Raw genomic sequence first — 23253 nt, 5'->3', positions numbered from 1 at the left:
GAATATAAATTTCAATAGATGAAAAGATGAAAACATTGACTTCAAGTAAAGCTTTCTGGCTGTTATTAGTCATTTGCGTAGTTACTATCTTGCCTTTCCTCGGCTTGTCGGAGTACCACACGAAAGGTGAGCCTCGCGAATCCATTGTTTCCTACTCCATGCTGGATAGCGGAAACTGGATCTTACCCAGAAACAACGGAGGAGAAATGGCTTATAAACCACCTTTCTTTCACTGGAGCATCGCTGCTGTATCAGCAGTAGTGAACGGAGGGCAAGTCACAGAAATGACTTCCCGCCTGCCATCCGCCATCGCCTTGATCGCCATGACTCTCTGCGGTTTTCTGTTCTTTGCCAAAAGAAAAGGAGTGCAACTGTCGTTGCTGGCTGCCTTTATCACTCTGACTAATTTCGAGTTACACCGGGCCGGAGCAAACTGCCGGGTGGACATGGTGCTGACAGCGCTCACTGTCGGTGCTCTTTATTGTCTCTACAAATGGTATGAGAAAGGGCTCAAAGGCATTCCCTGGCTGGCCATTCTCCTGATGAGCTGCGGAACACTGACTAAAGGACCGGTAGGCACTATCATTCCATGTTTAGTTGTAGGCATATTCTTGTTACTCCGGGGTGTCAACTTCTTCAAGGCATTCCTGCTACTTTCCGCCTGGGCTATCCTTTCTCTCATTCTGCCCTTCTGTTGGTACGTAGCCGCCTACCAACAAGGCGGAGAAGAATTCCTCGCATTAGTGATGGAGGAAAACCTCGGCCGCATGACCAATACCATGAGTTATAATTCATGCGTGAACCCCTGGCACTATAATTTTGTGACCTTATTTGCCGGCTACGTCCCCTGGACACTGTTGGCCGTACTTTCCCTGTTCAGCCTGACTTACCATAAGTTCAGCATCCGGCCGGCCGCCTGGTGGAAACGTTTCACTGCATGGATAAAGAATATGGATCCGGTGGATTTATTCTCTTTCACCAGCATCGTCGTAATCTTCGTTTTCTACTGCATCCCGCAGAGCAAACGCAGTGTCTATCTGATGCCTATCTATCCTTTCATCGCTTATTTCCTTGCCAAATATTTATTTTATCTGGTCAAGAAGCAATCCAAAGTCATTAAAGTATATGGAAGTATTCTTGCGGTAATCAGTCTGTTGCTGTTCACTTGCTTCATTGTGTTAAAATGCGGACTCATCCCGGAAACAATTTTCCACGGGCGTCACGCACAGGACAACATTAATTTCATGCGCGCCATACAGAATATCAGCGGCGCAGGAGCCTTGTTTCTGGTTGCCGTTCCTACCGTCCTCGGTATCTACTGGTGGTTCTATCAACGGAAACACACATTGAGCAACCGCTTCTTGTATGCTCTCGTCGTGCTTACCATGGGATTATACCTTGCGTTGGACGGTGCTTATCAGCCGGCAGCATTAAATTCGAAATCCGTCAAATTCGTCGCTGCAGAGATCGAAAAGATTGCGCCGGAAAGCGAAGGAACTATTTACGAATTCATTGAAGAAAGTCTGCATGCGGCAGGTGACCCTGTGCATTACTTCGAGATTAATTTCTATCTGCATAACCGTCTCGACAACTTCTATCAGAAACGTCCTACCAAAGGCTTCTTGCTGATCGGCACCAATGACGCAGAAAAATATCTTCCTGAATTTGAGAAGGAGGGGTATCAGTTTGAACAGGTTTACGAATCTCCCAAACGAGTGCTCCGGCAAATAGCCAAAGTATACAAGTTCGTTAAAAACGAACAGCCTGAAAATACCGAAACGACCCCTATTGTTGAGTAAAAGGGAGCGAATTTACCGTTTTTCCATGCTTCACAAGGAACTCTGCCGATTGGAGCATGGAAAAACTATATTCTTTTAAAGGCAGAAAGTGATCGTCCATCGGGACGGCTTTCAATTTGCCATTGTCTATATGATAAGTGAATTCCTGCTGCGTCTCGTAATTATAAAGATACAATAACGTATCATTGCGTCCCACAATCATATTGTCGGCAGTATAAAACATACAGGGACGTTTTTCCTTCAACAAATCCACTCCAAAATTATTCTGCAGATAATCAATATTCAGCAGCCCCAATATCGTGGGCTGTATATCTACCTGCCCCCCAAAAGTATTTCTCTCTTCCGGATGAATACGACTGGAGTAAATCATCAGCGGGATATGGTTATAAGATTCCGGCAGCTCACATTCGGCGTCTCCCACCAGTTTGCCATGATCTCCTTCTAACACAAATATCGTATTATCAAACCAAGGCTGTTTACGTGCCTCTTCAAAAAACTTACGCAAAGCCCAATCCGCGTACTCAACAATCTGCGTCTCGGGTTCACTCGTTTTCGGATGGAAGAAAGGAGGTATCACATACGGCGGATGATTGCTGATGGACAACAAAGTAGCAAAGAAAGGCTCTCCGGTGGCAGCCCGCCGATTCAATACGGGAACTGCATAGTCATACAGGAAATCATCCTGCACTCCAAAGCTATTCACAACCTTATCAGCCGGATAATCTTCTTGTGAGAACACTTCGTCATAGCCGTTTGTCCGGAAGAATGCGTTCATATTGTCATACTGCCCTTCGTGCGTCATAAAGAAAAGGTTATAATAACCATTTTCTTTCAGAACAGTAGGCAGTCCCGAATAGCGGGGAATGACAGAACCTTTCATAAGGTTCCGTTTCATCATCGCCGGGAAAGAATATAAGGTGGCATACAAACCATGATTCGTATGGATTCCTGCCGAATAGAAATTACGGAAACTAAGAGAACGAGTATAAAGACTATCCAGAAAAGGAGTCAGCGTCTCTGATTGCCCGAAATGCTTCATCAGTTTACTGGACATAGATTCCATCATAATCAGTACAACATTGGACCGACCTTGCTGCACGCTATCTGGTTCTGAAGCATGCCTGTACACAGCCAATGGTGAGACGGCTGCCTCTCCCGGACGGTTGAGCAGGGCTTGCGCCTTAGCTATGGCTTCCTGCTCATCCATCAGATGCAAGTACTTATTTTCAGGACGCATATCATCCATCACACTCGTCAGCAGATTAAAAGTGGGGCTTACTCCCAACTGATTCAGAAAAGCATCCTGACAGAAATATGCCGCACTCACTTTGATCGGATTATAACCTGTACGCCCCCGAATTCCAAAGATGCAGAGACCGATCAGACAAGCTCCAACCAAAGCCGCAACTCCTCTCTTCCAATAAGGAAACGGAGCGGAAATGGTAAGGCTGCGACGGTGGAAATAATGCGCCAGACAGACAAGCCATACTATAAACCCGGCCAAAAAGAGCAGGAATAATCCGATGGACAGGTAATAGGCACTTTCACCCAGTATCATTCCGGCAGTAGTCCCCGCATAACCGAACCATTCGAATATGGAAGAGTTGATATGTTTAAAGAAATAGGCAAAATAAGGAATGTCCGACGCACTGATTAAATAAACCAATCCATAAAAGACACTGAAAAAGATCGTAAAGAAACGGAACAACGCTTTCCCATAATAGTTGCATACTCCACACACCACCGCAACTGCCAGCGGCAACAGAAGTATGTAGCAACCTATCACATTATCAAACCAGACACCATGTACAAAAGCAAGCACCGACAGGTTCTTATCCGACAAGGCTTCAGAAGTCAATTGATGATAGGATGAGATAAAAAGTACCAGGCGAAACAGCCCTGCGATCAGCAAAGCCGAAACATGTATCGTAAGTATATATACTACAAGATTTAGAAAACGTTTCATAATAGCCTTTTCTTTTTATGAATTAAATAAAAGAGATCTAATAAAATTATTTTCTCCCTTTGTAGATGTAGACGAAATGAAGAATCAGGAAATTGATCGGTACCACAATGATCATTACCAGTATCGGTGCCAGCAGTTCACCCGCCCCTATCCAAAGGAAGAGGTTCAGCAAACCGATTTCAAGCAAGTAATTAATCAGATGGCTAAAACTAAAGCCGATCGCATTATGAGAGGATGGCTTGGAACGAAAAGTGAAGAAAGTAGTCAGAAAGTAGTTACAGACAAATCCCACTGCATAACCTGCCGTAAAGGAGATGTTGGCATTCGCAACCAACAAGACCAGGCAATATACGCCATAATGAATGGCCGAAGATATAGTGCCGACAACTCCAAAACGGACGAATTGCCAGAACTTATCCCGCCAGTCCGGATGCTTGTCGAGTATAGCCTTACTTATTCTGATCATCGTACAACACTTCTTCCACGTTATAGAGCGGGCGACGTTTTACTTCTTTATAGATTTTACCAATATACAGTCCGACAGCTCCTATAGACAATAGAACAACTCCGCCAACAAACCAGATAGATAACATCAAAGAGGCCCAGCCGTGTTCCGCAGTGCCCGAAATCAATGCGTAAAGCACATAGATTCCTATCAGAATACTGATGAAGACAAAGATACCTCCCAGATAAACAATACCGTAAATAGGCTTTACCGAGAAAGAGGTTATTCCGTCTAAAGCCAGGCTGAACATCTTTCTTACTGTATATTTGGAGGTTCCGGCTGTCCGTTCCCGGATCACATCATCTACCGTAGTAGAAGGGAAACCCAACAATGGAATAATACCACGCAAATAGACATTACGTTCTTGATAATGAGATAACTGTTCCAGTACTCTCCGACTCAAAAAACGAAAATCCGCATGATTGTAGATAGTCTCTACTCCCATCCGGTGCTGTAATTTATAAAAAGCCGTTGCGGAAAGACGTTTCAACATCGGGTCTGCCTGACGGGATACTTTCACCCCGTATACTACATCATATCCTTCCGTATAGGCATCTATCATCTCCTCAATCGCATTCAGATCATCCTGCAAATCGGCATCAATGGTAATAACGGCATCACTCCAGTCTTTAGCGGTCATCATACCGGCCATGATGGCATACTGATGCCCCACGTTCCTTGCCAGATTCATTCCTTTTATATAAGGATTCGTCCCGTGCAGTTTCTTAATAATGCTCCATGTACGATCTTTACTGCCATCATTCACAAAGAGCACAAAGCTGTCGGCACTGATCTTTTCTTTTGCCACCAGCTCATCAAACAAGGCTGTCAAACGGGCGGCCGAATCTTCCAACACTTCCTCCTCATTATAGCAGGGGGATACAATAGCCAATTTAATCATTTTTTGTCCGGTTTATTTAGTTCAGCCAGTTTTATCTGCGCAAACTCCGAGTAAGTCATAAAAGGATAGCCTTTTTCTTTCAGGTTGCGGATAAGCATATCCAGACGTTCCTCCATTCCTTTACCGGAATGATTGCGGATGATAAAAGGCATCTTAAATTCAGGATGTTCACCCAATGGGTAGAATTCCCACGGGTGGAAATAAGTCACAAAATATCCGTCATGCTTCAATACCCGGTTTATCAGGCTTTGATAAAGCCACATCGGCAGATTATGACAAGACAACCAAAATAGCGGGAAACGAATCCATGGAGTTACAGAAGCCGGGATCTGAAGCAGTTTGCCTGTCATAAAGCAGGTACGCGGCTCCGACAAATGCATATATCTTCCGGGGATAAATGCGGGATTCAATGAGGAGTTGTACACATACCCCATTCGTTCAAGTTCTGTATCTGATACGGGAAACATACGTGGCTGGCGATAGCCTTCTATCGTTCTGCCGGTAAGACGTTCCAGGATTTCTTTTGAACGACTGACATCTGAAGCCTGCGGCTGCCAATGGTCACATCCATGCGCAGCAACTTCATGTCCTTCGTCCATAATGCGCCGCATCACCTCCGGCGCATTTTCTGCAAAATTGCTTGTACAGAAGAAGGTGGCTTTCACCCCATTCTTTTTCAGGCAGTCCAGTATTCTAGTCGTACCATAGACTGATACTTTCATCGCTTCATCCAGCGAAAAGTCTACGCCATGTTCACGAGGTACATCAAATTCTTCTGTATCAAAACTTAATAATATCATTGCACTATCAAAAAATTACAAATGCTGCATTACAATTGTTGCATATCATGCAGGCGTTTGTAATAACCGTTTAATTCTATAAGTTCCTCATGCTTACCACGTTCCACAATTTCTCCTTCATACAATACGCAGATTTCGTCTGCATTTTTAATCGTAGAAAGACGGTGGGCAATAGCAATCGTCGTACGTGTTTTCATCAAACGTTCCAACGCTTCCTGCACAAGACGTTCTGATTCGGTATCCAAAGCAGAAGTAGCCTCATCGAGAATCAGAATCGGAGGGTTCTTCAGGATGGCACGGGCAATACTGATACGCTGGCGCTGACCACCGGACAATTTTCCACCACGGTCACCGATATTCATATTATATCCTTCCGGTTTCTCCATAATGAAATCATGTGCATTGGCAATCTTGGCCGCCTCTACCACTTGTTCCATTGTAGCATTCTCCACACCAAAAGCGATGTTATTGAAGAATGTATCATTGAACAGAATAGCCTCCTGGTTTACATTACCAATCAAACTACGCAAATCTGCAATACGCACATCACGGATACTCGTTCCGTCAATAGTGATATCGCCTTCCTGCACATCATGGTAACGTGGCAACAAATCGACTAATGTAGATTTCCCGGAGCCGGATTGTCCTACTAATGCAATCGTCTGCCCTTTAGGAACTGTCAGATTTACATGTTTCAACACATCTCTCTTACCATCGTAGCTGAAAGAGATATCTTTAAATTCTATTTTATCATTCAAACCCTTCAACGGTTTCGGATTCGGAATTTCCTTAATCTTATTCTCTGCCTTCAGGATTTTATCAACACGTTCCATGGAAGCCAGACCTTTCGGAATGTTGTATCCAGCTTTTGCAAAGTCTTTCAACGGATTGATTACACTATATAAGATAACCATATAGAAGATGAATGTAGGAGCATCGATGCTTGCATTCTGTCCCAAAATCAATGTACCTCCAAACCACAATACAGCTACAATCAGGATTGTTCCTAAAAACTCACTCATCGGATGAGCCATAGCCTGACGTATGGCAACCTTGTTTGTCGCATCCCGGAGCTCGTTGCTACATTTGGTGAAGCGGTTAATCATTTTATCTTCCGCAATAAAAGCCTTGATGATGCGCAAGCCTCCTAGTGTTTCTTCCAATTGCGACATTGTATCACTCCATTTCGACTGCGCCTCCAATGACTGACGCTTCAGTTTTCTTCCGACCACTCCCATCAACCAGCCCATTCCCGGCAACACAACGATAGTAAAGAGTGTCAACTGCCAACTAACCGTAACCAATGTCACAAAATATATAATAATCAGAATTGGACTTTTCATCAACATATCCAATGAACTAGTGATGGAATTTTCCACTTCTCCTACATCACCACTCATACGAGCTATAATATCTCCCTTTCTTTCTTCCGAAAAGAAAGACATCGGCAGACGCATAACCTTAGCATACACCATAATACGAATATCACGTACCACTCCTGTACGCAATGGAATCATCACGGCTGAAGAAGCAAAGTAACAACCGGTTTTAAACAATGTCATTACCATCAGGAACAGTCCCAAGAATATAAGAGCCATAGTGGGACCATTATCCACGATCATCTGAGATATGTAATAATAGAAGTTATTCTTGGCAACATCCGCTAAATCTCCACTACCCCATTCCATAAAATGGTATACTTTATCCGCTCCTTCTGTTTTAAACAGAATACTCAGAATAGGAATCAAGAAAGTGAACGAAAATACGTTGAATACAGCAGACAAAATATTCAGCAAAATAGCCCAGCCGATATACTTCTTATAAGGCGACACGAAACGTCGCATTAGTTGTAGAAATTCCTTCATTATTTACCATTAAAAAAGTTAAGACCGCAAAGATACAATAAAACTGATTAACAGGCAGTAGTTTCAGCTAATTATTAACGCGATTTATCGAAAAGCACATTTCAACAAACGAAAAATGACTCAATAATTCTCTTTCAACCAAATACCCAAGAAACGATCATATATTTGATACACTCCCTTTTCTTGGGTCACAAAATCCTTTTCTAATAATCCTTTCAATGCTGACTGCACAGAACTGGCTGAAGCCAGTCTGTATTTCTTTATGAAAGCACCGGAAGTGATAGCTTTCGCTTTTCCCTCTTTAGTGATAGCAATCAGTAACTCCTTTTGCTTTTCCGGCAAACGAAAAAGGATTTCCGAATAAGTATATCTGAATGAATCAATAATCTGCCGAATGGCCTCTGACACCATTTCCACTTTACAGACTCCGTGCTCCGGGGTCATATCATAAAGTGTATTCAATACTTTTTGTATATACCATGTGACTCCTTCAAACTGTTGATAAACTGTGGTAACAGCACTTTCTTCCATTTCTTTGCCTGCACGTTTGAAATGCATACATGCAAAACGAATGTATTCTTCTAAAGGAATACTTTCCAAATGCATCATTGACACACTTTGATAAAAAGGTCTGGAAGGCGTCAGAAACATATTCCCCATCACATGTCGCTGGCTCCCGGCAAAAATGAAACGCGCATTATTACAATGCTGCACATAAGTCCGGAGAGTAGCCTCTACATTTTTCTCTGCATATCCGGTAATCTGCTGAAATTCATCAATGGCAATCAAACAAGGCTTATCCGCTTGCTCTAAATACCGGAAGATTTCATCGAGCGTAGTAGCCGGAGCTTGTATATCTCCTAATCCCAAATTCAAAGAAGGCATACCATTCACATCAAAAGAGATACTGGCTTGCAAAGATTTCACACATTCCCAAAAACCATGCAAAGCTTTCTTCCCCACAGGTTTCAGTACTTCCAAAATCTCTTTGCTAAGCGCAAATACCAAATCGCGCAATGACCGGCTGTCATATATATCAATAAAGAAGGTGTAATAGCCATGCTTAATTTCAGGAAACTGAAAGCAATGACGGATCAGGCCCGTCTTTCCCATTCGTCGGGTAGAGACAAGAGCCAGGTTATTCCCATTCATCACTTCGCGTACCAACTGTTCGCTTTCTTGCTGACGGTCACAAAAATAATCAGCAGACACATATCCACTTGTTATAAAAGGATTTCTTATCATAGTCTTCGTATATCCCACGTTATTACGCAAAGATAATTATTATAAAATAATAAAATGCACATCTCGTGCATTATTTCATCATCACCCTTGCCCAACAGGCACCACATGATAATAAACCCCGCGTGTTTTCCTGAACGACTTTACGCCCAATCTCTGCAAGATACGCCCGAAATAATTAACTTGTCCGGAAGAAAACTTCATTTTACTTGCCTTTTGTATCCGCTGCAATATATCCGCAGCAAGCAGCCATTCTCCTTCTTCTTCCTCCTCTGCCGCCCGATAATACACCTGAAACAATTGTTCAATTACTGGCGACTGTTCAAATTCCCGGTTAGCTTCCGTCATTATAGCCTCTTCTTTCTCATCAAACCAGTAGCGCTCATTACTGCGCAGCAGTGCCATTGCCTGCGCATACAATTGCTCATAGTCAATAGGACGGACCACGTCAATCACTCCAGTCACCTCCACACCGATAAAACGACGACTGCCGGAAGTATCCGTCAGCAAATCTTTATGATTACTCGTTCCTATAAAAGAAGCATACCGACGGAGTTCCTCCACTGCCGAAGCATTCGGTCGCCGTGTGTTGACAACAGGCTTCTGTAGAATATGCTTGAGGAAAGACTGCTGATTAATGCCAATCTGATCGAACTCATCCATATTAATCAGTAAAAAACGATTCAAATATAGCTCGGCATCCCGCTTCCTGCTAAAATCAATACTATCCGTATAATAAGCCTGCAAGCATGGAGGCAAAATTAACCGGCAAAATGTAGACTTACGATAAGCCTGTGGACCGATTAATATAGGAGAAGTACTGTTTGCATGATTCTTTCCCATTCCACGCCAATGTGCTATCATACTGAGAAACCAGCGCCGAAACAATTGCCCCCAATGAGGATGATCACAAGGAACTCGCTTGGCAAGATCGCCGATGTGATCTTTACCATCCCAATGAGGAAGGTCATAAAGAAAGTCCTCAATAGGCTGATAAACCGGCACATGATCCGAATTCAGATAACGTACCACATCTTTATCCCAAAGTTTAAGCCCTTCATAATGTGCATTCATTGCAATACTTGCCATCAACCGCTTATCCACCGGACGAAAATAAAAATTAAAGCTATTTCGTTCACGACATTCCACTTGTGATGTCAGTTGGTTGAAACGGAAATCATAACGTCGTTTCATAAACTCATCCATCTGCATGACAAATAATTGTTCCGGCAACAGACTGCTCTTACTCGCAAATCCCTCTGAAGACCGGTATACATTCCGCACAGTCTCCCGAACCAATGTATCATCCTTCGGCAAGCGATAATGGGCACGAGACCACCGTACTGTATCTTCCTCAGGAATACCGGCACGAAAACAATGTCCAGCAAGATTAATCAACAGCGATTGTTTGTCTCCTTCCGGATGATAATCAGCCTCTTCATCCAGCGCACGTGCAAAAGCCGCTTCGAAAAGGACAGAAAGCGCATTGCATTTTTCATATCCCGGCGCAAGCCGTTGCAATGGTGACGTTTCCGTTTGTACCCGTTCGCGATAAGTCACCTCACCCGGCATAGCCGCAGGCTGCTTCATATAAATAGGCATTGCTTCGGGATTAAAATACAGGTCCGGGTCAAAAGTTAAACGACAATATTGCTCCAATGAAGGTACTTTCAGTTCAATATCATAAGGAAGTTGTGGCTGATAAAACTTCACTGCCAACCGATAGGCATGCGCATGAAAAAGCTCCGCTTCCTCACTAGTTGTCGGCAGAAGATCATTGGGATAAGTAAAACGTACCCATACTTTCACAGACTTTCCGGAAGATCCGGTGAAAGCTAAGTAAGTCTGCGGAAGCTCCTTTACCCGCTCTTTCACTTCATCCGCCTCCATGTGTCCGGACAAGTTGTTGACCTGAATCATCACAATTCCGTTATATTCACTCATCGCCGTTATGCCGCCTTTGCGAAAAAAGGCTGCGGCGGGTATTAACTTCGGTACTTTCTGTACATAATCATTTTTATCACCCGGAAGCATAAAAGGCAGGACTTCTCTCATTTTTGAGACGGGCTGCATTTTGGTTTCCACTTTCATTTGCTCTACGAGCTGTTCGATTCTTAACGTACGCATAGTGTTCACCTTGCCATCGTCTCTTACCAGTGTTATTCTCATTACTTCATTTATTTGTCCTGCATGTGTTTTGTAGGGCGATTATTACGATACAAATATACTGTAAATATTCCACACAAACAACTTTTCAGAGAATACTTATTTCATCTTTCTACTAGAAAAGATTTTTCAATTCTATTTCTCATATTCTCATAGATTTCAGATAAAGCACATATAATCAAAGAAGTACATTATGAGAAACGTTTTTAAAATAGGTATTTCTCATACAATCCTCATCGATTTTCTTCAAAAAACCGCTATTTCTCATACTCTTTCAGGGTATTTCTCATAGTCAGACACAACTGTTCTCCTATTTATCCGCCAAGCTTATCTTACCAAACATCTAGCTATTTCTTTCATGCAAACAACTAGTTAATTACTTGTTTTTCACCTAATAATGTCGTATCTTTGAAAGAGCATCCCAATCGTTCCACTAGAGTGCACAGGCCTGTTCACTACAGTAAAAAGTTCTGTCTACTAGAGTGAAAAGAGCCGTTCACTCTAGTGGAACAATCAGGATGGCGGTTGAATAATAAAAGAATAAAAGCGAGATACACTAAGAGCATCAGTACATAACATATAAACAACCATTAAATTAAAACAAAGATGGCAATACAGTTCGAGTTTTATAAGAATCCCCAACCGGAAAAAGAAGGGGAAGAACCTAGTTACCACCCACGGGTGGTTAATTTTCAACATGTGACCACTCAAAAGCTGGCAAGAGAAATCCACATGGCAACCACTTTCGGGAAAGCAGAAGTAGAAGCCATGTTAATGGAATTGAGCAGATGCATGGGCAACCATCTGTGCGAGGGAGAACGAGTACACCTGGATGGAATCGGCTATTTTCAGGTTACACTACAGGCCACCGAACCCGTGCACTCACTTACCACCCGTGCAGACAAAGTAAAACTTAAGTCCATTAACTTCCAAGCTGATAGAGATTTAAAAGGTTTGTGCATGAGCACTCATCTACGACGTTCAAAATACAAGCCACATTCCGCTTCTCTTTCTGAAGAAGAGATCGACAAGAAACTCACTGGATATTTTGCAACTCACCCCGTATTAACCCGTAGTAATATGCAGTCGCTCTGCAGTTTCACTCAAAGTATGGCCAGTAGGCAAATCCGTCGCCTTAAAGCACAAGGCTACTTACAGAATATAGGTAAGCCCACACAGCCTATTTATATACCAACACCGGGACATTATGAGAAATGAGTTCAACAGGTATGAGAAATAAGCCAAATCAAGGTCTATTTGCGAATAAAACTATGAGAAATACCAATTTTAAAAGTATTTCTCATAGTTTACATTATTGATTATCTAATGTTTAGCATCTATTTATGAGAATATGAGAAATAAATATTTTATTTCCGGCGCAGGGGCAGTTCAATTTTCGACCAACCACTTTTCTATATTTCTCGTTTCAGCACTGAAATTCACACCAATCTTAAAAAGTTTTCGTGGATCCGTTTCAAATGGTCGGGCATAGTGTTTGTCATTTATCTGTTGCAGAGCTTCTTCCGCTGTACCATTCAGTTTAAATTCCATAATGTAAATGAACTTGTCAGTCTGCAATACCATATCCACACGGCCTTCACTCGTATGATATTCCGCTTTTACATAAAAACCTACCAGTTTACATACAATATAAAGTACATTCTGATAATGTAGCTCCAATTCGCGAGCAAGCTCGTATGGAATATCGGAAAAGAAACTTTGCAGGCGACGGAAAAAAGATTCGTAATCACCGGCACGTACCTCACGAACGAATTTCTGAATTTCAAAGGGAGATTCCACTTTATCCACGTTCGCATAATAAGGAAGCAGAAAACGGATAAATCCTTCCTCCACTTCGCGATTAGGAAAACCTAAACGGTAAATTCCAAATTCTTCATCATACCCTTTAATGGTAAGGTACCCGCTCTGATAGATTACCGGAATAGGATTGGTAGATTCAGAGTCAATGCTGTTCAGCACTTGGGTATCGGTTTCTTCATGAGCCATCCGATGAAGGTCGTAATGGTGTTTCTTCAGCAACTCCACCAAATAAGTAGGAGTACCCGTTTCAAACCAATAACTCCCAAACTCATTCCGATTAAAAGCATGAAGCAGACTGAAAAGATTGTACATTCCCTTAGAATTGTGCGTAAAATGATAACCATCATACATCTCTTTCAACCGGGCACATATCTCCTCATACGTCACCCCTTGTATGTTGGCAAACTCATGAAGCTCAACATCCAGATTATCGTATAACTCCTGTTCGCTGACGCCACAAATGTCTATATACTTGTTCCACATTGAAATGTCATTCAGGTTATTCAAATCACTGAACACACTAAATTTACCGAACTTGGTAACTCCCGTCAACATAGCAAACTTAATACAGCCATCCTGACTTTTCAATGCGCCATAGAAAGCTTTCAATGTATTGCGAAAACTCTTTTGCAAGGCATCATTACCAATGGCCTGCAACATCGGCTTATCATACTCATCCACAAGAATAGCCACACGCTGTCCTTCCTGTCGACAGGCACGTTTAATAATCCCCTCAAAACGCATCGCTAAGGATCTCTCCGAGGGCTCTGCGCCATACATCTTCTCCCATTCCACCAATGCCCCGTTGAGTTTGTTCTCCAAACTTTCCGGAGTATCATATTTTTCCGTATTAAGATCAAGATGTAATACAGGATACGTTATCCAATCTTTTTCCAGCTTCTCCATAGCCAACCCTTCAAAGAGCTCCCGCTTTCCTTGAAAGTAGGCTTCAAGCGTAGAAATGAGCAGACTTTTGCCAAAACGGCGCGGACGACTCAGAAAATAGTAACTTCCGGTTTTCACCAATTGATAAATCAATGCTGTTTTATCAATATAAAAATAGCCACCTTTACGAATTTTTTCAAAGTTCTGTATACCGATAGGGTAAATCTTGCCACTCATCTTTCAATCTGTTTAAGTTCACATCATACAAATATACATATTATCTCAATATAAAGAAACAAATACCCAAAGAGGAATCACATTTCGCATCCCGTACTCAATATCATCTTTCACAACATACACATTCTCCACATCATGCGCCTGCTTCTGCGGTTTATTTTTTCCACCTACTCCAAAGGTATAACCATCTACCGTAATATGATCTATAAAGCGTATCCATCATTTCTTGTTTTAGGGTTATACAGACAAATATAGGGTAAATTGCCGAATAAAACCTGCAGTTTTTATAAAAAGTGCTAGTTTTATTCGGCAATTTACCCTATGCCCAATGTTATTAAGTTACATATGGAGCTAATTCATAAACATATCCATATGGTTTTCCAAAACTATAGCATTTACCAGATACGACAAATCCCCAACCAAGAATTCCATCCCACAAATAGGGCAAACATATCTTCCCCATTACAAAACAGCTTCATCGTATTGCAACAATTTATATAAATCCAAGGCTGCCTCAATTGCAACATCCATATTATAATATTCTCATTCTGCAAAACGACCTAATAAATACCGTCGCTTTCGAAATACGAAGTGAATATTTCGAAGAGCCAATAAGGTCGCACCTAGACGTACCGATTATAACCTTGATCATACCATTATTACGTAAAGAAACGAGTTCGTCCAGATATTTTTTCGTTCTATATTCTTCATTACTAATCAAAAAATACATCATTTAATGACAGAGTTTTTGATTAGAGCATTTTCAAAAAGGTTATTTCTCACGGACACCCGTTTTATTACCAACTACAAAGGGCTCTTGTTGAGTCCTTTGTTTTTTATCTATACAGGATATGCATAAAATAAAATACCATTATATATGCACCATTCGGAATAGCTAGGAATCTCCTTTTCATCTGTTATAAGTATACAATTTAAGCTTTCTTCAGCAAAAAAAGCATAGACAGGGATTGTACCCGCTGGTGGGGTTTGATATGGACTATATACATACCCTTCAATTCCTTCATATTGAGTCCATGGTAAATATTGATTAAGCTCCGCTTCTCCTCCTCTAACTATATATATATGGTCGTGTCCACTTGCATCATAAACTCTATAAATTGGAATCGTGTTAGGTTCTTGAGTTTTATGTACATAGAAACAGGCACCATGCTTTGTTACATTATTTATGGGGTAGCTTAAATATTCTTTCAAATTTGTTGTATAAAGACAGTCATACACATTCAAGTCAAATAGCGCATACATGGGAATAAGGTTCATTGTCTGAAGTTTCTTGCCTTCCAAATAATTCTCAACCGCCTTTTTTATTTGCTGCTTCTTCGTGGCATCTGCTATAAATTCATATATAGGAAATGTTTTACTCCAATTAATATCCACTAATGCCGCATTTCTATCATTTACAGATTCCTCCCATTGAGTCTTATTAAATTGTATATTCGTTAGACCTTCAGTTGAAGTTAACGAATAATTAAGCCCACTATTGGTACCACCGTGATAACTGATTTGAACATCCCAATTTGAATTTTTCTTATTAAGATTTTTAATTTCTGTTGTTTCATGAGAACCACTTCCACTGGCACCAAAAATTCCTATACTAGTTTTTGCACCTGCTTCTACTATTTTTTTCTTTTCAGTATTGCTGTCTGTTTCAGTTATTACGGACCTATAATTAAACTGCAAACGTCCACCAATAGATATATCAAGTAACACGTGAGTACCATATTCTTCAACGAATTGTTGTGGTGTCATTTTATTTAGATTTTCGATGAATGCAACAGACAAATAAGGAATTAGATCATTAGCATCCACAACATCCAGATAAAGCCTTTTTATCCTTTTTATTATATCTACGCGAGCAAATGAATATTTATTTGAGTATGAATATCGCTCATTTTTTTCTTTTGTTACTTTAGCACTACCTGATAATGACAAGGGCCCTATTTTTAACCCACTTGAACCTTCTGTTATTCTTTTATCTTTTATTTCTTGTAAAAACTCCTCCACATTTGCACCTGCATAGAAATCCTCATTCGCAATTATTGTTGCTGGGTTGTAAAATCGATCTTTATTCTTAGGATCTTCGATAAAAGATTTGATGTCTACGACCATTTTTTTCGCATTATCTACATGTAAATAATCACCGGTAATATCGTAACTAAATCCCAGCAAGTCATATTCCCCATCTGAGGCCTGTCTAGTCATGACTTTATTCATCCTTATTTCATCTGGCAGTAAAACTTCATCCATATCTGAAGTACATGCCTGGAAAAGAGAAACAATGAACAATGATAGATAAATTTTCTTCATAATAATAGTCTTTAAAGTTTAACAATATAACAAATATAAACATTTGTTTCTCAAATACAACAAATAAGAGTAATAAATTTAGAAAATCCACGATTTTAGGGTATGTTTATGAAGAAATGACCGAGTTTACAGTTCCACTTTATGAATATTATCATACCGTACACGATGAGCACTTAACAACTTTAGCCCCCCCAATATTAATTTATAATCATGGAGGATGGATTCGAATAGAACCTCCTATAGTTGGATATGTTTATCCTAATAATTAAATATCAAGAGGACACGCACCAGAATTATGCATTCAAAATCTTAGTCCACAAGAACATATCATAAATAAGATATACTTAAAGCAGGTGTAATTGTGAAATTATCAAGCAGCTACCTAAGTTGTAAGCTTCTTTTAGTTTTACGCTCAAAAAAGAACTGTCAACGGAGAACTAATAAGCCCCAAGCTTGAATAACTTTTTATCGATATAGTTCTTTAACAGATATAAACAAGACTGTTGCTCTTTTTTTTCAAATAACCAGGCTAAAAGACGCTTACCTAAAATTCATCCCAACTATAAGTTGCTATAATTTACCCCTCAACTCAAAGCACCATCTACCTTTCACATAAAAATATATCTTACTAATTAGCAATAAAGAAAAAGGAATCCAGATAGAATAAAATACCAGTAGCCTTCTACCTTCATCTCCAAATGACGGTAAAAAAAGCATTGTGACTATTAAAGAAGAGTAAACCATCAACCCTTTCCAATATTTCCTGAAGAATAAGATAAAGCCTAAGAAACCCAATGCACCCATTAAAAGAAATATTGATATCACAGATTCATTTAACTTAAACATAAAATTATACAGCAATCCCCAACCAGTTGGATAAAAAGAATTTTCTACAGCTCTACGATAAGAATATAAATGAAACTTCTGCTTATAGTACTCCTGTTTATCACCCATAAGTGCATAAACCGAATCCGCTTGATGCTTAAATGTCCCATCAAATGAGAGTGCAAATTGCTTTTTGCTATCCATTGCCCAAGTATTCACCAATATTTGCTCAGCATCATTAACCGGTATTTGGCCAGAAAAACGATACACTCTCATTGCCGTACAAAACTCACCCATATCAAATGTAAAAGAAGTGCCAAGTGCCTTAACAATCCTAACATCAGGATATGACCTATAAACTTTCATCATCCAAGGAGTTATCGTTAAGCAAGAAACAATAGTTACTAAAGCAGCATCTACAAAGAACCTTTTTAAAGATCGTCTATGAATAATAAATATATATATAACAATCCCCAATCCAATAACTGCCAATGCTTTCAACGTCAGAATTGCGATCCCAAGTAATAATCCGACTAAAAACAAAGATATTCGGCTCCCCTTAAACAAATATCGAACAAAAAAGTAATTAAGGATTAACAGTAAACTTACTTGAAAAGAATCCCTTAACAAGGTTTGTAAATAGAAAAAACATGGAAAAAATAGTAAATATATGACCGTAACAATTGTCGCCTTTTTCTCCGTAGTAAAATATAGTAAAGTCAAGAAGAAGAAACAAATAGAAATAGAGTCTATAAAAGCAAAAGCCAACCTTCCCCAATAAAATTCTGGATGATATTCCAATACTGCATATTTTTCAATAGAATAATCAGAAATTGGGAGTACATCCACACCAAAAAAAGAAGCAACTTGATACGCAGCTTTCAAGATATAAACAGTTGCTGGTTCCCTAAAAAACACATCCTCCGTAGGGGATTCCAAAGGCGAAAAATAACCATTATTGATTAGGTTCACTGCATACATATGATACCCTGCAGCATCTGGATATAATTCATTAATGTTATAAGATAAACAAAAGATGGCTCTAACAACAAATGCTGTCAAGAATAATAAACCTAGTTTCTTCTTCATTATTTTAAGGTTTTTACATTAGCTACCAATAATACGAACTATTTCATCGACCTGCGCATCTGTCAACTCATAGAACATAGGCAAGCGTAGCAAACAGTCTGCAAAATGATCTGTATTAGCCAATACTCTTCCATCATGTTTATTATGATAATATTCACTACTGTGCAATGACAAATAGTGAAATACAGCTAACACTTCATTCTCTTTCAGCTTTTTGATTAATTCAGTACGCTGTTCCAACGATTGACAAACCAAATAATACATATGAGCATTGTTGGTTGCATAATCAGGAATATTAGGCAGAGTAATATTTGGTAAAGCTACTGCTGATAATGCATCATTATACCGGTTCCATAGTTCTTTCCTACGCAATTGGATATTCTCCAAATTTTCTAACTGCGCCCACAGAAACGCAGCAATTACTTCCGAAGGCAAAAAAGAACTCCCTGTATCAACCCAACCGTATTTGTTTACCGCCCCACGGAAGAATTCGGCACGGTTAGTACCTTTCTCCCAAATAATTTCTGCACGACGGATAAATCGTTCATCATTGATAGCCAACATTCCGCCTTCCCCAGAAATTATATTTTTAGTTTCGTGAAATGAGAAAGCTGCCAAATGCCCGATACTTCCCAAAGGCTTTCCTTTATAATAAGAATCAATCGCCTGAGCAGCGTCCTCAATCACTAAAAGATTGTATTTTCGTGCCAAATCCATAATAAGATCCATATCACAAGCCACTCCTGCATAATGAACTGGAACGATCGCCTTTGTTTTAGGAGTAATCAGTTCCTCAATGCGTGTAGCGTCAATATTCGGATTATCAGGACAACTATCAGCAAATACTATCTTTGCTCCTTGACGAACAAAAGCCAATGCTGTTGAAACAAAGGTATATGAAGGAACAATCACCTCATCACCCGGCTGGATATCAGCCAGTATAGCACACATTTCCAGAGCGTCAGTACAAGAAGTCGTCAATAGAGACTTCTTAAAACCATACTGTTTCTCAAAATACTCCTGGCATTTCTTGGTAAATATCCCATTACCCGAAAGTTTGCCACCATACACTGCCTGGTACATATAATGTGCCTCTTTTCCTGTTAAATAAGGTTTATTAAAAGGTATCATAAGATTGAAATTTCACGTGATAACATTGTTATTAAATCATAGCCATCCCAAATCAAAGAGAAATCTGTCGTTTTGCCAATTGGCACTATACGATCTATTCCTTTAATATGATTATTTAAAACAAACTGTTGCAACTCATCTTTCGAGAATCCGAAGTAAGCCAACGTTTGATATTTAGTAGTAACAATAGATGCCAGATCGTTAAAATCGTTGGTTGAATATTCAGAAAAATATCCACCAGCACACCTATATTGAGGAATATCAGAGGATAATTCCCTCAACCTGACACGCCATAAGTTATTGTTCTTATTTTCCTCCTTTATCACATCCGACAAAATAGCCTGTCTATAAAATGTAGACAATTTATCAACAGCTAAGATTGGTTCTAACTTATATTTCCGGTCAACATACTGCTGCAAAGCAGTCCAAAAGTATTCCTTTGCTTTTTCTATCTTGTCCGCCGTACCTACCCATACCATTAGCTGCGGTGCTGAACAGGCATTCTGATCAAACAGATAAGTATCATTATAGAAGCCTTCAATAATCTTATCTAAAGAAGACTCTTCAAGTATAGATATTGCATTAAGCACACAAACAGAATAACGGTCGGCAAATGCGATATCATAACTTCGCGGAGGAAGTGGTGATTGACGGATGGTACGAATAGTTTCATCACCTCCCCAAATAACCCTAACATCAGCTAAAGCCGAATAGGTAGTAGTTTCTATTCCACCACGCTCATACTTAATCAAATGAACCATTCGGGAAACCGTATCAAACCGTTCATCGCCTGAAAGTGTTCGAATCGCTTCAACAATTAAATCTACTTGACGAAACTGTTTTCCCGGAAGTCGCACTATATTATTATTCCCCGACAATAATCCACAAATTAGAGAATAGGCAAAATTGACCGGAACATTAGAGGGAGCAATATGAAAAACAAGCCCCCGCCCCAAACGCAAAGAATTAGTTGCATGCTCTTTCTGAAGACGTAACAGATTTGCCTTTCTACAGAAAAAGGCAAATGTCACTACATCCGGATAATGCCTTATTTCAGGCATCCGGAGTAATATCGACGAAAGCTCATTCAAATAAAGAATTACCTCATCAGAGAAAGGTGATAAGGGGTAGGATTGTTGAAATTCCTCATCTGATTTATATTGATTAAACAACCATTCCATAATTATCGTTTTAATTGATATGTATCACTGCATCCTCGGATTTCCGCATTCTGAATCCGTCCTAATATCTTAAAGTATTTTCCTTTACGACCACATGGGCAATCATCTTCGCCCAACAATACACCTTCATCTTCAGTCAGCAAAAAGTGCCCGGGATAGCTTCTTGGCAACATAGAAACAACCTGTATCAGTCCTTTCTCATTTTTTCCAGCAAGACTAAAGTCTTCTGTTCTACGAATCAATACATCAGAGAAAAGAGGAGCATGCAGATGCCCGCATTCACATTCCATATAAATCGTTCCCGTTTGCTCAACCATTCCATAGTAGTCGTACACTTTTGACAGCCCGCAAACTTCAGACAATCGCTGTTTAAACTCTTCTGGGCTCACTTTCTCCGAAATTAATTTCTTCCAGCCTCCTCCGTGTATCAGTAATCCGTTGCTTAGATCCAGATGGACATCCAGTTCCTTCAATTGCTTGTAGAAATGCTGCCAAATCATAAAAGTGAAGCCAAACAAGAATATCGGTTGATCTTTATGCTGCTCCAGAAAAGAACGTACTCCTTCGACATCAAGTTTCATTTCAGCATCAAGAGCATAATAGCGCTTGGATCCAAACATTGAAAACCCCAATATACCCGCTCCCCGTGCTGAAAACATAGCCCGGTTCTTGATTACTTCCGAACTGTCCAGAATTAACATCGGAACTCGCTGGTTGCCAATAAATGAAGAAACTATTTTAGCCAAAACTTTTGTTTGCAGACTAGACGTTTCGCGATCTAAATAGATCTTAGAGACAGCTTGTCCCGTTGTCCCAGAAGAGGTCATTGTTTTAACAACCTCATTTCGAGGAACACTCACTAAGTCGAACTCCTTAAATAAACGAACAGGCAAAAAAGGTAAGTCCGTATAGTAAGGTAGATTATTTAAGTCCAGATTCAAAGCCTGAAGAATCTTACGATATGGCTCGCAATGCTCCGCATGATACTTCGTTAATTCCCGAATGACCTGATCCATCAATACGCCCTTTTCTTCTCTGCTCAAAGAATAAGGGCCTTGTTCTAATATTGCGTTAATATCAATCATTTATTCTATACTTAGATGAGCGTATAATACTTTCCCTGAATTATTCTTAGGTATTTCATCTATCTGCCTTACCACGAAAGCCGAAATATGAATACCTAACTTATGAGCTATAAACGACCGGATTTCATCTTCCTTTCCGGATTGGAGAGTATAAATATACATCTTATCATCCCTACCAGTACATACAATATCCGGATAAAGTGCTTTCAGAAGCTGCTCAGAGGCGTCTAAATTAACTCGGTTCCCAAATATCTTAATAAACCTCTTTTTACGCCCCACAATATAATAATAGCCATCACTATCCACCTGAGCAATATCCCCCGTTGCTAAACATCCTTGATTTTCATCCCCCAGCGACAGATCGTCCTGTGACTCAGCATATCCTAAAGATACATTTTCTCCAAAATAGACCAATTCGCCACTTTTCCCAGTTTCAGTGATTTCATTTCCCAAATCATCCATCAACATAAAACGTCCTCCTGGAATGGGTATTCCAATGCTCCCAATTTTATCCAATGTCTGTTGATATGGCAAATAGCTCATTCGCGCTGTAGCTTCTGTCTGTCCATACATTACAAAGAAGCGTTGCCCCGTCTTTTGCGCATGTAATGCAAAAAATTCAATCAAATTATCATTCAATTTGCCTCCAGCCTGTGTTATCGTCCTCAAATCCGGAAGATTCATCCGCTGAAACCTCAAACGGTGAAGCATTTCGAAAGTATAAGGAACACCTGACATAGAAGTAGCCTTCTGCTCTTTAAACATATTCCAAAACTCCTTCTCCATCAATCCACGTTTAGATAAAAGCAAAGTTGCTCCTTTTATTATATGGCTATTGATAACTGATAACCCAAAAGAATAATACATAGGTAACGACGTTATCGGTCGTTCCTCGGCTGTAATATCTAAATATTCAGCTATAGAAAAAGCGTTTGCTGAAAGATTTTGATAAGACAGGCGCACTAATTTAGGGCTCCCGGTACTTCCTGATGTGGTTAGAAGCAGTCCTAAATCTGTATGTAAATGAATTTGATCGGAATTCAATTCAATTAAAGAGTATCCATAATCCTGATATATCAGCTTTGCATTTATAAACTCCCGCACTCTGGAATCAGGCATCCAGATAAGATTCGGCTGATACTTTCCGACCAGCCCCTGTAATAATTCAGAATCCAATTTAGCATCCAACATCAAAGCTACCCATCGGTTCTGCATAAAAGAAAGATATCCCATCAACGAACCTATACTATTTTCTGCTAAACAAAATACTAAAGGTCGTTCACGATACACCTGTCCGATATTTCTTGCAAAAGACAAAGCTTGAGAATAGCTATATGAGTTCCCATCCTCATCAACGGCAAGAACTGACAACATATATTTTTGGAGTATATCTTTTATTGAATTCATTAGATCAAAGATATTATTTTATT

The 23253-nt window shown here is 40.0% G+C and carries 16 protein-coding genes; 2 read left to right on the top strand and 14 right to left on the bottom strand.

Features of this window, described 5'->3' with window-relative positions:
* Positions 1–26: 26 nt before the first annotated feature.
* Complete coding sequence (locus I2I04_RS08995) at positions 27–1799, top strand: ArnT family glycosyltransferase (protein ID WP_195654848.1); 1773 nt, start codon at positions 27–29, stop codon at positions 1797–1799.
* On the opposite strand, the gene I2I04_RS08990 is transcribed toward I2I04_RS08995, so the two are convergent.
* The 7 genes from I2I04_RS08990 to I2I04_RS08960 form a co-directional block, all read right to left on the bottom strand.
* Entirely contained in the window at positions 1786–3765 is a 1980-nt protein-coding gene (locus tag I2I04_RS08990) for an LTA synthase family protein (RefSeq protein WP_195654847.1), read from the bottom strand. The genes I2I04_RS08995 and I2I04_RS08990 overlap by 14 nt on opposite strands.
* Before the next feature lie 46 nt (positions 3766–3811).
* A complete protein-coding gene (locus I2I04_RS08985) occupies positions 3812–4231 on the bottom strand; it encodes a GtrA family protein (RefSeq protein WP_117809346.1) in 420 nt (139 codons plus the stop codon).
* On the bottom strand, positions 4215–5171 hold the full coding sequence (locus tag I2I04_RS08980; RefSeq protein ID WP_143256788.1) for a glycosyltransferase family 2 protein: 957 nt from the start codon (positions 5169–5171) through the stop codon (positions 4215–4217). Before I2I04_RS08980 ends, I2I04_RS08985 begins: the two co-directional genes overlap by 17 nt.
* A complete protein-coding gene (locus I2I04_RS08975; RefSeq protein ID WP_143256787.1) occupies positions 5168–5971 on the bottom strand; it encodes a polysaccharide deacetylase family protein in 804 nt (267 codons plus the stop codon). Before I2I04_RS08975 ends, I2I04_RS08980 begins: the two co-directional genes overlap by 4 nt.
* A gap of 29 nt (positions 5972–6000) precedes the next feature.
* A complete protein-coding gene (locus I2I04_RS08970) occupies positions 6001–7836 on the bottom strand; it encodes an ABC transporter ATP-binding protein (RefSeq protein ID WP_195654846.1) in 1836 nt (611 codons plus the stop codon).
* Between the two features lie 120 nt (positions 7837–7956).
* Positions 7957–9081 carry an AAA family ATPase gene (locus tag I2I04_RS08965; protein ID WP_087320810.1) on the bottom strand — a complete coding sequence of 375 codons (1125 nt, stop codon included), beginning with the start codon at positions 9079–9081 and terminating at the stop codon, positions 7957–7959.
* 81 nt (positions 9082–9162) lie between these two features.
* The gene (locus I2I04_RS08960) at positions 9163–11247 is read right to left on the bottom strand and encodes a BT4734/BF3469 family protein (RefSeq protein WP_195654845.1); all 2085 of its coding nucleotides are present in this window, start codon (positions 11245–11247) and stop codon (positions 9163–9165) included.
* A 603-nt stretch (positions 11248–11850) separates the two neighbouring features.
* On the opposite strand from I2I04_RS08960, the gene I2I04_RS08955 reads away from it, so the two are divergent.
* Positions 11851–12462, top strand: coding sequence for an HU family DNA-binding protein (locus tag I2I04_RS08955; protein ID WP_195654844.1), 612 nt, complete (start codon positions 11851–11853; stop codon positions 12460–12462).
* 171 nt (positions 12463–12633) lie between these two features.
* Here I2I04_RS08955 and I2I04_RS08950 read toward each other — a convergent pair whose 3' ends face one another.
* From I2I04_RS08950 to I2I04_RS08920, 7 genes are all read right to left on the bottom strand, one after another.
* Positions 12634–14187, bottom strand: coding sequence for an ATP-binding protein (locus I2I04_RS08950; RefSeq protein WP_195654843.1), 1554 nt, complete (start codon positions 14185–14187; stop codon positions 12634–12636).
* 840 nt (positions 14188–15027) lie between these two features.
* Entirely contained in the window at positions 15028–16512 is a 1485-nt protein-coding gene (locus I2I04_RS08945; RefSeq protein ID WP_195654842.1) for an MAC/perforin domain-containing protein, read from the bottom strand.
* 570 nt (positions 16513–17082) lie between these two features.
* On the bottom strand, positions 17083–18426 hold the full coding sequence (locus I2I04_RS08940; protein ID WP_195654841.1) for an ArnT family glycosyltransferase: 1344 nt from the start codon (positions 18424–18426) through the stop codon (positions 17083–17085).
* Between the two features lie 18 nt (positions 18427–18444).
* The gene (gene rffA / locus I2I04_RS08935) at positions 18445–19557 is read right to left on the bottom strand and encodes a dTDP-4-amino-4,6-dideoxygalactose transaminase (RefSeq protein WP_195654840.1); all 1113 of its coding nucleotides are present in this window, start codon (positions 19555–19557) and stop codon (positions 18445–18447) included.
* Positions 19554–20738: an acyl-CoA reductase gene (locus I2I04_RS08930; protein WP_195654839.1), complete on the bottom strand. Its 1185-nt coding sequence runs from the start codon at positions 20736–20738 to the stop codon at positions 19554–19556. The genes rffA and I2I04_RS08930 overlap by 4 nt, the downstream gene beginning before the upstream one ends.
* A 2-nt stretch (positions 20739–20740) precedes the next feature.
* Positions 20741–21823, bottom strand: a complete 1083-nt coding sequence (locus I2I04_RS08925) for an acyl-protein synthetase (protein ID WP_195654838.1) — start codon at positions 21821–21823, stop codon at positions 20741–20743.
* The gene (locus I2I04_RS08920; RefSeq protein ID WP_195654837.1) at positions 21824–23230 is read right to left on the bottom strand and encodes an AMP-binding protein; all 1407 of its coding nucleotides are present in this window, start codon (positions 23228–23230) and stop codon (positions 21824–21826) included.
* Positions 23231–23253 lie beyond the last annotated feature (23 nt).

Origin of the sequence: Bacteroides sp. 1001136B_160425_E2 (assembly GCF_015559655.1) — a bacterium.
In the GTDB taxonomy this organism is placed as follows: domain Bacteria; phylum Bacteroidota; class Bacteroidia; order Bacteroidales; family Bacteroidaceae; genus Bacteroides; species Bacteroides luhongzhouii.
This window is presented reverse-complemented; position numbering and strand designations above follow the sequence as displayed.